Here is a 14,052-nt window from a genome sequence, read left to right on the forward strand (position 1 = left end):
AGGGGGGGATTTGTAGCAAACATTAAGGGATTTCATATTAAATTCTTGTCGGTCATCAGTAATCAGTGGGCAAGAGGCAAGAGGCAAAAGGCAAAAGGCAAAAGGCAAAAAGCAATTGTACTTCGCACAGCAATATTCTTGACCATTGCCTATTCCCTATTCCCTATTCCCTATTCCTTAAACCGTCAAACATTTTAAGATTTTGTTACTTTTTCAGGTAAACTAGCTTCTAATTTTAAACAATTACGGCCCTCAATTTGTAAACAATAATCTACCCGATCCATTAATCGATTCATAATTAACCAACCATAACCACTTTCTTGTTTATCTTCAGGCTTAGGAGGATGGTAATTATCCACCTCATAGCCTGTACCGTGATCCCAAATTTCTAAAGAAATATCTCGATCCTTTAATTCCAAACGAACCATCACAGGAAGATGGGGTTGATCGCGGTGAGCATGACGAATGACGTTGGAGTAAGCTTCTGCGAGGACGAGGCGGAACCGATTTGACTGACGGGGCCAATCCACATGATCTCCTAGTTCGACTTCCAAACTGCTCAATAACCAGTTTTCAACAATTGTTAAAAACCTAATATCGCTTGGCACTTGAAGCTCAGTTTTCATCAGTCAACAAAACCTCCAGAGAGAGTATAGTTTGATCATCTTCCTGAACGGGATTATGTTCTCGGATAGCCGATAATAAACCATCTAAATTTAGCTGTTCCTGTTGTTGGAGTAACTTCCAAAGTCCCTCCTGTTGCAACATCGAGCGAATGGCGGGACTGCCATCGGTTGCTTCGTGCACCACTGTAGCTTCAGTAATACCATCACTGGTTACTAAGAAGATATCCCCAGGATTGAGGGTGAGACTGTCTCCTTTGCCTTTCCAGACGGGAAGAATTCCCAAGGGAATGCCACGAGTCTTGAGAAACGTGGGTTCAAGGGTTAGGGATGGATGAGGGTAATTTGCCCAGACCATCGGATAAATATGTCCAGCATTGGCATAGGCTAGATGTCCCGTAGAGGGAGTGTAACGAGCCAAAACCATTGTAATAAAGTGATTATTACTGACTAAATCATCAGACAAAATCTGATTGAGGTTTTGCATCACCTGATCCGGTTCAGGAGACGTTTCCACGGACAGTTCCCGACGCATCACCGAAATCGCGCTCGCCATAAATAGGGCCGCTGGAACCCCTTTACCAGAGACATCCCCTAAGCCTACCCAAATATCCCCTTGGGGATGAATAAAGACTTCAAAGAAATCCCCCCCCACTTCTCGCGCCGGATGACAACAGGCTTGTACCCGAAAGGTATCAAACTCTGGCCAACTTTGACGCAGGAGATTGTTTTGAATTTGACTGGCGACTTTGAGTTCATTTCGCATCTGTTCAGCTAACTCTACTGTCCGTTGATAGAGTTTGGCTTGAGATAGCGCTAAAGAAGCTTGTTCGGAAACAACTTCCAACAGTTGAATATCATCCTCTGACCAAGAAGAAATACTGTTGTCTTGATAAAGAGCCAAAACAGCCAGTAAATCATGCTGATAGGTCAGGGGTAAAATAATTTCAGTCCCGTTATCGGGATGATTTGGCCCTTGTTGAATTTGAGTTTCCCGACTTTCTAGCACCGCTTGCATAGAAGTTTCAAGCTGAGATAGCCAGGTTTGGACATTCTCCGCGTCTCCCCCATAAGAAAAGATTTGCAGTGAAAGTCTTCCTTCTTCGACAGAACGAATACAACAGCCCGTCGCATCGAAGGTTTCTCCCAAGGTGCGAACAATGGTTTGTAGCATACTGGAGTAGTCTAGGGACTCTCGCAGGGCGCTGACCACATCGTTATACAGAGATTCCCGACGCAGAGCGCGCCGCAGAGCATTTGTTCGTTGTTTGAAGAATTTGTAAGTTTCAGACGCCTGTTGAATTACAGACTTGAGTTCTTCAGGATTCCAAGGTTTGGTGATGTATTTGAAAACTTGACCAGAGTTAATCGCTTCCACTAGGTCTTCAACATCCGTATATCCGGTTAACAGAATCCGAATGGTGTCAGGGAAACGTTCAACGGTTTTGCCGAGAAATTCGGTTCCGTTCATTTCTGGCATCCGTTGATCGGAAATAATCACCGCCATTTCACCCTCGTCGTCGAGAATTTGCAGAGCTTTGAGGGCGCTGTCGGCCTTGAACACTTGGAAATCCCGGCGAAATGTCCGAAACAACAAATCTAAGTTGTCTGGTTCGTCATCGACGACCATGAGTTTCAGCTTTCGACCATCTCCCCGACTCATGCGATTCCCTACTCCCAGATGAATAGATCAGGTATTTCCCATCTTACCGCCTCTATCATCTTAGGTTAAGTCTGGCATTCCTGAAAAAATGCTGAATTCTTGCCGTATCGGGGATTGAGCTATTTTTTTCGTTAGGGGGGTGGGATGTCGGCGGTGGGGGACAGAATAGAAAGGAAGCGATCGCACACCACTACAATTATTAAAAAAGTCATGAACACCCTTTTTAAAATTCTGATCGGGTTAACAGCTATATTCATTTTTGCTTCGGGCTGTCGTTCCCATTCCGTTAACTCTCAATCCCAAAAGCCTGATTTAGAGACGCAGATTCCTAACCTATTGCTAGAAGATTTTGCTCTTAATTCCGTCCCCCCAAAAAACTTGATTATCCCACAACCTCTTAAGGTCAATTCTTCCGAGGAAATAGCATTTCAAGCCAGAAGTTTAGCCATTCAGAAAAAATTAGCAGCCCTTAATTTAGATGAAAAAGAGGCTTGGTGGCGACAAATTAAACTCGGTGATCCTCATAAATATTTACTCCCTATTATTTTAGCACGATTAAGTCTCCAAAATCAACCCGACGGGAAAAAATATGATTCTCAACACAGTTGGGATGTTTTATTAAAACTGGATCAAGATCAGCCGGATCTCTATCATTTTCGGGCTCCTTTAGATGTACGAATCTTCTTTTTATTTAAAGATAGTATGCCTTTAGATGTCAAACTTGCCTATCGTCGTCAACTAGAATCACCGAGGGTTTTAGAATGGACAGAAGGCGGAACAGAAAACCATACCTTTATGCAGCGTGCATCGGGTTTAGCGTTAATGAATGCTAGTGGTTTTCCTGTCGGTGATCCAGCCAGTGCAGCCACCAATGAAGCGTGGTTACGTTCAGAATTAAATAAGTTTTTAACCATTGGTCAGGGCGAGTTTCATTCTTCTATTTATTATGGGTATAGTATTAGTGGGTTATTAAATCTATATGATTTTTCTCAAGATCAAAAATTACGAGAATTAGCCAAAGGCTTATTAGATTGGTATGCCGTTAATATGGCATTACGCCTGAGTTGGGGAACCGCAGGCGGGGCAGAAAGTCGAGGATTTGATCGCAATACTTGGAATAATGGATTAACGGCTGTTGCTTGGTTATGGTGGGGAAATCAACCGGAATTAGCAGAAAAAATGGATGAAAAATATGCTCAGTTAGCTTTACCTGCGGCCTTAAGTTCCTATCGTCCTCCTGAAATTTTAACCGCGATCGCTCGTAAAGAAATTCCCCTGCCTTTTGAAGCTAGAGCCAGCCATCCGGCATATTATAGTTATCACGAAAGTAACCGTCTCTGGGAAACATTCTATATCACAAAAAACTATAGTTTAGGAACCCTATTAGAACCCGCCAGAGTCTATCAAGTCAAAGGAACTATTCGCGCTCAATATGCAACTTATAAATTAGTGGTGCGAGATCCAAAGGGTCAACAAAACGCCGTGATTAGTTTAGGAGGAACCTATCATGGTCTTCAAGCCACAGGTCGCAGTCCAGGAGATCAATTAGTCCAAAAACGGGGGGCTGTAATCTTTCAATTAAGATTAAATCAAACCGATTTAAAAGCGGGAGTTCCTGCTGCTTCTCATCTGGTTTTACCTCAAGATTATGGTCAACCTCAACGCTATAATAATTGGTATATTTGGAAAATTCATAATATTTGGTTAGTGGCTCGACCTTGGGGGGATAAAATTGAGTTAAAATCTTCAATTTCTGAGAAACAACCGAATTTACAAGCTTTAGCCGCCGAGGGAAATCAAACCGCTTGGATCACTGATGTTGCTGCGGTTGATGATTATCCTAATTTTCAACAGTTGAAAACCGCTTTAGATCAAACCGAAATACAAGCTCAAGATTGGAAAAATCAAGGAAAATTAAGTTATAAAAGTTTAGCAGGCGATCGCTTAACCCTAACTTATCAAAAAAATGGGGCGATCGGAGATGCGGTCATTAATGGAGAAAAACGAGTTTTAGAAAATTGGCCCGTTTTAGACAGTCCTTATATTCAAGAACAGCTTTATAGTGGCCAACTAGAGGTTAAAGTTCCTCAACAACCTTCCTGGCGACTGCGAGGAACCCTCATGGGGCCAATTTGGGAGGTGGGGAAACAAAAGTAAATTACAGATGTGATGACTGATAACTGATTACTTTTCTGCTTCTACTTGTTCAACTTCTTCAACTAAGAAAACTAACGTAAAATTCTGTCTCATTTTTTGATTAATAAAATCTTGAACTAAACGCACTTGTCTGGGGGTCACGGGTTCAGTAGCACGAACTTTTAAAAAAGCTTTGGGAGGATTTTGTTTCCAATTAATATAAGTATCTTGTAAATCTACTCGTTGTCCCGTTAAGGTTTTATCTTGAAAAATATTTCTTAAATCCGTTTGTAACCGCAGTTGAGTTACGAACTGTAAAAAACTAATCCCTAAAGGAATAGCTAAAACAAAAGCCACAATCAGTGTAATGGCAAATTCTCTTTTGAGTTGGGAATAACCTGCCAAAACAAAAACAATCATACAAGCTAAGGCGATGCCAATTAAATTGGTTAAATAAAGCAATGTTGCGCCATAACTTAAATCATAAAAACCTTGAGATAACGTTAACCCAATGACACATAAAGGAGGCATTAACGCCACTGCAATTGCCGTTCCAGCTACGGCGTCACTAATTCCCTTTTCAACTTTAGTAAAACCGCTTAATCCTCCAGCTACAACAGCGATTCCTAAATCTATTAAATTGGGTTCAGTTCTCGCTAAAACTTCTGAACCAAAATCTTCAATTCCAACCATTTTTCCTAAAGTAATTGATAAGACCAGCGCCACTATTGTTCCCACAACAATCGAGATAACACCACACCGAGATAATTCTTGATCATTTTCTAAAATCCCAAAGGCTAAACCTCGCAACGGTAACATAATCGGAGCGACTAACATAGCTCCAATAATCACGGCTGTACTATTACTGAGTAATCCAAATGTCGCAATTAAACAAGCCGTTATCACCAAAATGATGTAGTTAAAACTGGCTCTGGACTCCGCCATTAAATCCTGCCGCATTTGGATTAAGGCATCCCCGGATACTTTTTTCAACTTTAGTTTAGTTTTCATAACAAATCTTAAGATTTCTCAAGGTTTAGAAATCAGCGATGACCTATCGCTCTAAATTAATAGATGTCTGGCATCTTATCATATTAGTTATGAAAAAAATCATCATTGGCATTATGGGGCCAGGAGAAGGAGCAACTTCCCTGGATGTTGATTATGGGTATCAATTAGGCCAATTCATTGCTCAATCAGGATGGGTCTTATTAACAGGAGGTCGAAATAGTGGCGTGATGGAAGCGGCTAATCAAGGAGCAAAAGCAGCTAAGGGTTTAACTTTAGGAATTTTACCCAATGCTGATAATCAAGGAATGTCTGAAGCCGTTGATATTGCAATTTTTACGAATTTAGGTCAAGCTAGAAATGTGATTAATATATTATCTTCCGATGTTGTGATTGCTTGTGGAATCGGAGCCGGAACCGCTTCAGAAATTGCCTTAGCGATTAAACAAAATAAGCCCGTTATTTTATTAAATCAAAACTTAGAAAGCCAAAGTTTTTTTAAATCTCTAGCTCCAGAACTGGTTTTTATTGTAGATTCTCCTGAAAGTGCTATTCAAACTGTTAAAAATTGTTTAGCTAAATTAATTGACTAAATAACATTAATTTGGTAAAATTAAAATGAATTTTATCTTTAATTCTATGAAAATAACAGATTTAAACCAAATTCCAGAACAGGAAGTTTCCCATAATCCAGCGATTAAAAAAAAGGTGATGTTGAGTTTAGGAGATTTACCCCATTTAACAAATTTTTCTCAAGCCTGTTTTGCCCCCGGACAAGTGGCGGGTGGTCATTCCCATGCTGATATGTGTGAAGTATTTTTTGTAGAATCGGGTTTAGGAAATATTGCGATTAATGGCGTTGATTATGAATTAAAACCAGGGGTTTGTATAGCAGTAGAACCTGGGGAAGTTCACGAAGTCACCAATACAGGAAATACAAATTTAATCCTAACTTATTTTGGCTTACGCACCCCGTAGTAAGCCCTTCAGGGCTGTCTTCAAATAGTTAATATCACCCATTAGTGTTAACTTAAGCCTAAAAACTCTGATTTTTGAAAGAACCACAAAGACACTAAGACACTAAGAAAGGAAGAAAGATCACTAAAGTTTCAATTTTTTTCCGCCTTCCAATTTCAATATCTCCCCCTTGTCACTATTTTCAACCCTAAAAATACCCTTGAATAATATTAATAATCCGTTCGGAAGCGTGACCATCCCCAAAGGGATTAATCGCATTTGCCATATTTTGATAGGCGGTTTCATTCTTTAATAATACACTCGCCTCTGTAAAAATATCCGCCGCTTCTGTTCCTACTAATTTAGCGGTTCCTGCTTCCACTGCTTCAGGACGTTCTGTAGTTGTTCTTAACACTAAAACAGGTTTTCCTAAACTCGGTGCTTCCTCTTGTAATCCTCCCGAATCTGTTAATACAAAATAACAACAATCAATCGCCGCCACTAATTCGGTATAATCCAAAGGTTCTGTTAAAAAGACTCTGGGATGATTTCCTAATCTTTCGGTTAAAGGTTCTCTGACCGTTGGATTTCGATGGAGAGGTAACAATAAAGCTGTATCGGGAAATTCATTCAGAATTTGTAAGAATCCCTCTGCTATTCCCTGAAGCGGTTCGCCCCAATTTTCCCGCCGATGAACCGTTGCTAAAATTAACCGATAGGGACTATTTTGTAATTCGGAAATATGCAGTTTAGGTTGTTGTTGAGCAACGGATAATAACGCATCAATCACTGTATTTCCGGTGTGATGAATTTCTCCTAAAACTCCAGAATTTTTTAGGTTTTGAACCGCTTGAATGGTGGGGGCAAAATGCAATTGCGTTAACTGAGAAATTAACCGCCGATTTGCTTCTTCAGGATAGGGATTAAACACATCATTGGTGCGTAATCCAGCTTCAACGTGACCCACTGGAATTTTTTGATAAAATGCGGCTAAACTGGCAGCAAAAGCCGTTGTTGTATCCCCTTGAACTAATATTAAATGGGGATTTAATTGTTTAAATAAATCTTCTAATCCTTGTAAACTTCCGCAGGTAATATTAGTTAAGGTTTGTTGCGGTTGCATAATGTTTAAATCGTGATCGGCCGTTAAATTAAATAATGTCATCACCTGGGAAACCATTTCTCGATGTTGACCTGTTAAAATCACCTGTATTTCAAACCCTGGGTTTTGTTTTAACTGTTGAATTACAGGCGCTAATTTAATCGCTTCGGGGCGAGTTCCAAAAACAACACTGACTCGAATCTTTAGATTTGACATAATTATTAAAAATAAAAAATCAATGATTAAACGGGTTATTAGATCCCCCTAAATCCCCCTTAAAAAGGGGGACTTTGATGGTTTGATTTCCCCTTGTGGGGATTTTAACTCTGTGATCCCCCCCTTCTTAAGGCGGGGGGATCAATTTAAAATTGTTTCACTTCTAACGTTCTAATTCTGTTAATCGCCGCAGCTAATTCAAACCGTCTGAATATTGCTAAATCTCCCTGGGGAAATGGGGTAATTATATCTAACCCTTTTGTGGAAATATCCTGCATAACGACATCTAAAATTTGAGGTAAAGTTTTCTCTCCATCAATATAGTTTTGTTTAGCATAAACCATTGCGGCAGCGATCGCTCGTAATTGATCTTTAGAAACAATTTGTTCTACCGCAGAAACATCAATATCTTCTGTTCCAAATAACACCTCATCCAGATCTCGAACTTTAATCCGCACATCCCAACGTCCACGACTGGGATCTAAGCTTTCAGAAATCGGAATTCGAGGGCGAATCATCCCAAATGTTTTACCCCCTTCTAAGGTGCGACCTGTGCTATATTGACGGGCGATTTCTTTGGCTTTTGCGGTTAATTCTAGCGCCTGAAAGTTCTCCATTGCAATTATAGTATTAGCGACATCAAAATAGTCGCCACTTCCTCCCATCACTAAAATTGTAGACACAGAATAATCGGTATAAAGTTGTTGCACTTTATCAATAAAAGGGGTAATAGGTTCTTGATCTTTGGCAATTAATTCTTGCATTCGGCGATCGCGGATCATAAAGTTTGTTGCCGCCGTATCTTCATCCACTAATAACACCGCAGGAATAGAGGAAGATTCCGGTTTTTTGGCTAAAACTAATGCCTCTAATGCCTCCATAATATTAGCAGCTTGGGAGGTACTTCCACTGGCATTTTCCGTAGAAAATTCTCTAGTTGAACGACCTTGAGGGAGTTGATTAATAAACGCAGAAATATCAACTCCTGCAACACTGCGACCATCCTCAGCCCGAATTTTGACCGCCGATGGATTGGTAATCACAAATTCCCGACCATCCCCCGGAATATGATTATAAACTCCTAATTCAATTGCCTTTAATAACGTCGATTTTCCATGATAACCGCCTCCTACAATTAATGTAATTCCTTTGGTAATTCCCATACCTTTAATTGTACCTTGGTTGGGACAATTAAACTCGACTTCTAAGGATTTTGGAGATTGAAATGCAATCACATTGTCTGCTAAAGGACGGCTATCAACACCACTCCGACGGGGTAAAATTGCGCCGTTTGCAATAAAAGCAACTAAATCTTTTTCGGCTAATTGTTCTCGTAAATAATCCGCATCTTCAGCGATTTCAACGTGACGTTTAATGGTTTCCCCATCCAAATTTTGATATCGTAAAGCTCGGTCTACAATTGCCGGAATATCATCACAAATCATCATCGCGGCTTGACGACCTAAAATATTCCGTCCCCGTGCTGGAAGTCCGACAAAAAAGCGAATTTCAATGCCTTTTTCTGGGGTTGAAAGTGTTGGACGAGCGCGTTGTAAGGCTTGGTTTTCAACAATAATGGGTTTAGGAGAAGGGGGAGTTATTGTAATTAATGAAGCCGATGTTCGTTCTAAGATTTCCTGACCCATTTTTGTCACTGCAATCATCCCACTTTTGCCCGTTCCTCTAGGGCTACTAATCTCTCTTGCAGTCTGGTCAAATTCACGAATTAGGTAATCTCTTAGGGCAATTTCACGGCTTTGAGTACGGTATAATTCCGAGGGAAATCCGGCTATATTAGAGGGAATATGAACCCGAAATTTACTCGGTGCTGCAAAAGGATCGCCTTGAACGTAATCAATAATTAAGGTAAAATTGGGGAATTCATAAGTCCCTAAAATATCTTTATAAGCTTTATAACCTCGATTATCGAGATCTAATAATAGCCGTTGTAGTTTTTCTTTAGTATTCATTGTTAGAATCTCAATTCAATCAATTCTCGGTCAGAAATCAAAGGTATTATTTATAGGTGTTCATTTCCCTCCAATCTTCATTTTAAAGTTTACAGGATCATCAGGGAAGAATAAAGCCGTTTAGATAAAAATCCTCAATTGATTGGTTTAGGATGAAGAAGGGGGAAGAATAAATGGAGTTTGACTATTCAGGAGTTCAGTGATTACATTATAAATGATCTGGGCTGATCCTTCAAAAAATTTAGGCTCTATATTAGAAAGAGTATCACTCGGTTGATGATAATGAGGCGATCGCAAATTAGCGGTATCGGTGATTAAAACCGCCGGAATTCCTTGATACCAAAAGGGAGCATGATCACTGCGTAAAACATCCGGTGTTAATAAGCCTTTTAAGGGAATAGGAAGGGCAACCAAAGGAGGAATTTTGATAGAATCAGAACCTATATTTCTGAGGGATTTATCTACCGTTTGAAAGATTTTTAATAGGGGTAAATTTTGAACTTCTCCTACTACCGTTAAAAATTCTCCCCGATCTGGAAATTCAATTCCTGCGGCTTCTAAAACAGGAGTTACGGTTAGTCCGGGGGGATAGGTTTGACAGCCGGGAGTATGGCAAGCATAACCCACCATATCTAATATAATTGCGGCTTGCAAATTCTTTAAATTTTCCGGCTGTCCTGTAAAGGCAAAACTTCCTAAAAGTCCTAATTCTTCTTGATCAAAAAAGACGATTTCTAAGCTGCGAGGGGTTGGTTTTTGAACCAATAAACGAGCTATTTCTAAAATTACAGCGACCCCAGAGGCGTTATCATCAGCACCCGGAGAATTCAAAACAGTATCATAATGAGCCGCTAATAAAATTGATCCGGCTTTGGGATCAGTTCCTAGACGTTTAGTAACAATATTAATCCCTTGTTCAAAGGGTTGTAAACTAGGAGAAAGCTTGAGTAATTCTAATTGCTGAATTAAATAATTTCGCACCCTTTTTCGATCAGAATTCTGATATCGTTCTCCTACTAATGCTTGAACATGACTCCACAATTGATCAGGGTCAATTGTATTAAGTTGAGGAGAGATCCCAGAAACAGATGGAGATGGTGAAGGTGTAACTTGAATTGGAGAATGTAAAGGAATTGAATCAATTTTACGGGGGGAAAATACATCATAACATCCGATGATTATCCCCATCGTCATCCCAATACACAGAAAAATTTTAATCCACTTTTTTGCCTTCATTCCAGATTGAAATTAATGGGTTTACCCACGAGCTTAAATTTTTTCTCCTCTGCCTTAATATAAGGAATATTAGTCATTTCTAATTCTAATAATTGGGGAGGTTTAGGAAGCCATTCTTCAGAAAGAGGTTGAAAATTTTCGGCAGTTTTAGAGAAGGCTAAAATTTCTGCTTCTAAAGTAGTAGCTAATTGATTAATGCGTTCATGGTGTTGTTTAAGTTGAATCCAATTCTGTTGAGCTTGCGCTCGATAAATTTGGGCTTGCTTAACGGCTAGTTTAGCACGAATTTGTCTTAATTTAATCCGAGTGGCTTGAATTTCTTGATCGAGTTGTTGTAAATCAAATGACCAGCGATTGGCTTCTGCCTCAGCTTGTTGTTGTAACATTGCCAAGGATTCTAGGGAAGAATCGGAGGAAAATAAAACAGTAACATGATGGTTAGAACGTTTATTTCGTAACGCATTATATTCACTTTTAACGGCATCAACTTGATCTTGAATAGTCTGCCATTCTGTTTGTAAATCTTGTAAAATTTGGCTCATTTTATAACCCTTTTAAGTGTTTAAGCAAAAACAACAGTGCGATTTCCATAGATTAACACGCGATTTTGTAAGTGTAAACGAACGGCTCTCGCTAAAACCAATCGTTCTAAATCTTTGCCTTTTCTAATTAAATCTGCTACGGTGTCCCGATGACTGACCCGCACAACATCCTGTTCAATAATTGGCCCCTCGTCTAAATCTGCCGTGACATAATGAGCCGTTGCACCAATAATTTTAACTCCTCGTTCATGGGCTCGTTGATAGGGATTTGCACCTGCAAAAGCTGGGAGAAATGAATGATGAATATTGATAATTTGCGAAAAATTATCGATAATTCCAGGAGTTAAAATCTGCATATATTTAGCGAGAACAACTAAATCAATTTGATATTTTTTCAAGAGTTCTAATTGTTGGGTTTCTTGTTCTAATTTATTGTCTGCGCTTATCGGTAAATGATAAAAATCAATCCCAAATTGATCAGCAAGGGGTTTTAATGTTAAATGATTACTAATCATTAAGGGAATTTCTGCTATTAGTTCTTTAGCTTGCCATCGCCACAATAAATCTAATAAACAATGATCTTGTTTTGTCACCCAAATGGATAACCGAGGAATGGTATCAGAAAAACGCAGTTGCCAATTAGCATTTAAGGGTTTAGCAATGGCACTAAAAGCAGGCGCAATCACATCACGGGGTAAATTAAATCCTTCTAATTGCCATTCAATTCGGGTTAAAAAAATGTTAGCACTAAAATCCGTATGTTGATCGGCATGAATAATATTTCCGCCATTGGAGTAAATAAAATTAGCAATTTTAGCAACTAATCCTTTTTGGTCGGGACAGGATACTAATAAAGTCGCTGTGGGTAGATTCATTCTCAACTCTGATTAATTAAATCTCCTCAAAATTATATCAAAAATCTGTTGTTGTGCTTTAGCACCTCCTGATTAAAATATAACAATCCGTGTAGGGGTGGCGTCCCTCCCAACCCAGGTGCAAAAAGGGTTGGGAGGGACGCCACCCCTACGGGTTTTGATCACAAATTCTACACAGATTGCTATATAACAACAAGATTCAAGGACAAGATTTTAACTGAGTTAATAATAGTACAATTTCATCAATAGCTTCTCTGAGTTGTTGAGTGGATAAGTTAGTTTGGTTAATGATAATACTAAATACTAAGGGTTGATAATCTGGGGAAAAAATATAACCCGCCAAGGATGAAACTCCGGTTAAAGTTCCCGTTTTAGCTTGTACAATTCCGACCGCAGAAGTGTCTCGAAACCGTCCTTTTAACGTACCACTGATTCCCGCAACTGGGAGGGAATTCCGATATAATTCTCCCAGGGGAGAACCTGCCATCATTCTTAAGGTTTGGACTAAAGTTAAAGGACTAACTAAGTTATTTTGAGAAAGTCCTGAACCATCGACTAATTGATAACTATTGGGATTAACACCTAATCGAGTTAAAATTAATTTAATTTCTTTTAATCCTGATTCTACACTATCAGAACGGGAATTCTGTACCCCTAATGTTCTTAAAATAGATTCAGCATAAACATTATTACTTTCTAAATTCAGCGTTTTAATTAATTCGGCTAAAGTCGGAGATTCTACAAACGCTAATTCTTCTGGAGGATAGGAAAAATTAGCAGCAATTGAGGTTTGTAAAACTTGAATTCCAGAATTAATTAAAACCTGCTTAAATGCTTGGATAAAATTATCTGTAGGTTCCACAACAGCCGCATAAACGGGTTCAGGTTCAGCACCGACTCTTAATTGTCCTGAAACTCGAATAATAGGTTTGCTTAAATCTCGCCCAATATCTACAAATTCCGGTTGATTTTTGCTAACAGTTTTTGTTTGATTCTCTACTGTCCATCCTGTTGCTTGTTCTGGACGTACCCAAGTTACTTTTAAAGGTTGTCCGACAGCTTGGGGAGACAGAATTAAATCTAAGGAATTTTGATTTAATATTAAACTATTAATCGGTGCGCCATAACCTGCTTGTATGTCTTCCCATTGCCAACTTTGTTGTATGGGTGAACCTGTAAAATAACCATCGACAGCAATTAATTGATTAATCTGATTTATTCCTCTATTTTTTAACTGTTGTGCTAAATCTTTAAGTTGAGTTTCAGTTAAACTAGGGTCGCCTCTCCCAACAATATAAACATTCCCTTGATTATCCCCATAAACAGAGGTTCTAATTCTAAAATTCGCGCCTAATTTTTGTAAAGCGGTGGCGGTTGTTAACAGTTTAACCGTTGAAGCAGGAATAAAATAATATTGACTATCTCGATTATAAAGGGTTGTACCTGAAGTTAAGGTTTCGATTAAAATTCCCCAGCGAGACTGTTGAAATTGCGGACGATTTACAATCGTATTAATCGCAGGTTCTAATTCCGTTGGACAGATTTTTTTAGTTTGACCCCAAACGGGTTGGGATATTGTGAATAGGGATATTAAACAACTGAATACAATTTTTTTCATGATCATTTTTTTAATTTAGAGGTTTTTGAAAATCGTTTTTTTTTACTATAGATTTTACCACAAAGGCACGAAGACACAAAGGAAGATATGAAGGAGATATTTAAGA

12 protein-coding genes are annotated in these 14,052 nt (G+C 39.1%); 3 read left to right on the forward strand and 9 right to left on the reverse strand.

Translation table 11 applies throughout. From position 1 onward, the window contains the following. Positions 1 to 194 precede the first annotated feature (194 nt). Both PL8927_RS09850 and PL8927_RS09855 read right to left on the reverse strand, forming a co-directional pair. Positions 195 to 626 (reverse strand): ATP-binding protein, encoded by a 432-nt coding sequence (locus tag PL8927_RS09850; RefSeq protein WP_083620605.1) that lies wholly within the window; start codon positions 624 to 626, stop codon positions 195 to 197. Continuing rightward, positions 616 to 2,286: a SpoIIE family protein phosphatase gene (locus PL8927_RS09855; protein ID WP_083620608.1), complete on the reverse strand. Its 1,671-nt coding sequence runs from the start codon at positions 2,284 to 2,286 to the stop codon at positions 616 to 618. Before PL8927_RS09855 ends, PL8927_RS09850 begins: the two co-directional genes overlap by 11 nt. 210 nt (positions 2,287 to 2,496) lie before the next feature. Here PL8927_RS09855 and PL8927_RS09860 point away from each other — a divergent pair, with 210 nt between their 5' ends. Further along, a complete protein-coding gene (locus PL8927_RS09860) occupies positions 2,497 to 4,443 on the forward strand; it encodes a hypothetical protein (RefSeq protein ID WP_083620610.1) in 1,947 nt (648 codons plus the stop codon). A 27-nt stretch (positions 4,444 to 4,470) separates the two neighbouring features. On the opposite strand, the gene PL8927_RS09865 is transcribed toward PL8927_RS09860, so the two are convergent. Further along, entirely contained in the window at positions 4,471 to 5,433 is a 963-nt protein-coding gene (locus PL8927_RS09865) for a DUF389 domain-containing protein (protein WP_197047370.1), read from the reverse strand. A gap of 89 nt (positions 5,434 to 5,522) precedes the next feature. Here PL8927_RS09865 and PL8927_RS09870 point away from each other — a divergent pair, with 89 nt between their 5' ends. Further along, positions 5,523 to 6,023 (forward strand): SLOG cluster 4 domain-containing protein, encoded by a 501-nt coding sequence (locus PL8927_RS09870; protein WP_083620934.1) that lies wholly within the window; start codon positions 5,523 to 5,525, stop codon positions 6,021 to 6,023. A 46-nt stretch (positions 6,024 to 6,069) separates the two neighbouring features. Next, complete coding sequence (locus tag PL8927_RS09875) at positions 6,070 to 6,408, forward strand: cupin domain-containing protein (RefSeq protein ID WP_083620935.1); 339 nt, start codon at positions 6,070 to 6,072, stop codon at positions 6,406 to 6,408. Positions 6,409 to 6,595: 187 nt separating this feature from the next. Here the strand turns inward: PL8927_RS09875 and wecB are convergent, their stop codons facing one another. The 6 genes from wecB to dacB form a co-directional block, all read right to left on the reverse strand. Continuing rightward, positions 6,596 to 7,705, reverse strand: coding sequence for a non-hydrolyzing UDP-N-acetylglucosamine 2-epimerase (gene wecB / locus PL8927_RS09880; RefSeq protein WP_083620613.1), 1,110 nt, complete (start codon positions 7,703 to 7,705; stop codon positions 6,596 to 6,598). Between the two features lie 146 nt (positions 7,706 to 7,851). After that, positions 7,852 to 9,675, reverse strand: coding sequence for an ABC-ATPase domain-containing protein (locus PL8927_RS09885; RefSeq protein WP_083620616.1), 1,824 nt, complete (start codon positions 9,673 to 9,675; stop codon positions 7,852 to 7,854). Positions 9,676 to 9,822: 147 nt separating this feature from the next. Then, positions 9,823 to 10,911: a M28 family peptidase gene (locus PL8927_RS09890; protein WP_083620619.1), complete on the reverse strand. Its 1,089-nt coding sequence runs from the start codon at positions 10,909 to 10,911 to the stop codon at positions 9,823 to 9,825. Continuing rightward, complete coding sequence (locus tag PL8927_RS09895) at positions 10,908 to 11,453, reverse strand: hypothetical protein (protein ID WP_083620622.1); 546 nt, start codon at positions 11,451 to 11,453, stop codon at positions 10,908 to 10,910. The genes PL8927_RS09890 and PL8927_RS09895 overlap by 4 nt, the downstream gene beginning before the upstream one ends. A gap of 20 nt (positions 11,454 to 11,473) precedes the next feature. After that, positions 11,474 to 12,328 carry a formyltetrahydrofolate deformylase gene (gene purU / locus PL8927_RS09900; protein WP_083620625.1) on the reverse strand — a complete coding sequence of 285 codons (855 nt, stop codon included), beginning with the start codon at positions 12,326 to 12,328 and terminating at the stop codon, positions 11,474 to 11,476. 199 nt (positions 12,329 to 12,527) lie between these two features. Then, on the reverse strand, positions 12,528 to 13,946 hold the full coding sequence (gene dacB / locus PL8927_RS09905) for a D-alanyl-D-alanine carboxypeptidase/D-alanyl-D-alanine endopeptidase (RefSeq protein WP_083620628.1): 1,419 nt from the start codon (positions 13,944 to 13,946) through the stop codon (positions 12,528 to 12,530). Positions 13,947 to 14,052: the final 106 nt, after the last annotated feature.

The sequence above is a fragment of the Planktothrix serta PCC 8927 genome (assembly GCF_900010725.2).
GTDB lineage: Bacteria > Cyanobacteriota > Cyanobacteriia > Cyanobacteriales > Microcoleaceae > Planktothrix > Planktothrix serta.

What these genes read in the sequence shown, in the direction of transcription:
- PL8927_RS09850 (WP_083620605.1), bottom strand. Translation starts at nt 626, where the DNA reads ATGAAAACTGAGCTTCAAGTGCCAAGCGATATTAGGTTTTTAACAATT.
- PL8927_RS09855 (WP_083620608.1), bottom strand. Translation starts at nt 2,286, where the DNA reads ATGAGTCGGGGAGATGGTCGAAAGCTGAAACTCATGGTCGTCGATGAC.
- PL8927_RS09860 (WP_083620610.1), top strand. Translation starts at nt 2,497, where the DNA reads ATGAACACCCTTTTTAAAATTCTGATCGGGTTAACAGCTATATTCATT.
- PL8927_RS09865 (WP_197047370.1), bottom strand. Translation starts at nt 5,433, where the DNA reads ATGAAAACTAAACTAAAGTTGAAAAAAGTATCCGGGGATGCCTTAATC.
- PL8927_RS09870 (WP_083620934.1), top strand. Translation starts at nt 5,523, where the DNA reads ATGAAAAAAATCATCATTGGCATTATGGGGCCAGGAGAAGGAGCAACT.
- PL8927_RS09875 (WP_083620935.1), top strand. Translation starts at nt 6,070, where the DNA reads ATGAAAATAACAGATTTAAACCAAATTCCAGAACAGGAAGTTTCCCAT.
- wecB (WP_083620613.1), bottom strand. Translation starts at nt 7,705, where the DNA reads ATGTCAAATCTAAAGATTCGAGTCAGTGTTGTTTTTGGAACTCGCCCC.
- PL8927_RS09885 (WP_083620616.1), bottom strand. Translation starts at nt 9,675, where the DNA reads ATGAATACTAAAGAAAAACTACAACGGCTATTATTAGATCTCGATAAT.
- PL8927_RS09890 (WP_083620619.1), bottom strand. Translation starts at nt 10,911, where the DNA reads ATGAAGGCAAAAAAGTGGATTAAAATTTTTCTGTGTATTGGGATGACG.
- PL8927_RS09895 (WP_083620622.1), bottom strand. Translation starts at nt 11,453, where the DNA reads ATGAGCCAAATTTTACAAGATTTACAAACAGAATGGCAGACTATTCAA.
- purU (WP_083620625.1), bottom strand. Translation starts at nt 12,328, where the DNA reads ATGAATCTACCCACAGCGACTTTATTAGTATCCTGTCCCGACCAAAAA.
- dacB (WP_083620628.1), bottom strand. Translation starts at nt 13,946, where the DNA reads ATGAAAAAAATTGTATTCAGTTGTTTAATATCCCTATTCACAATATCC.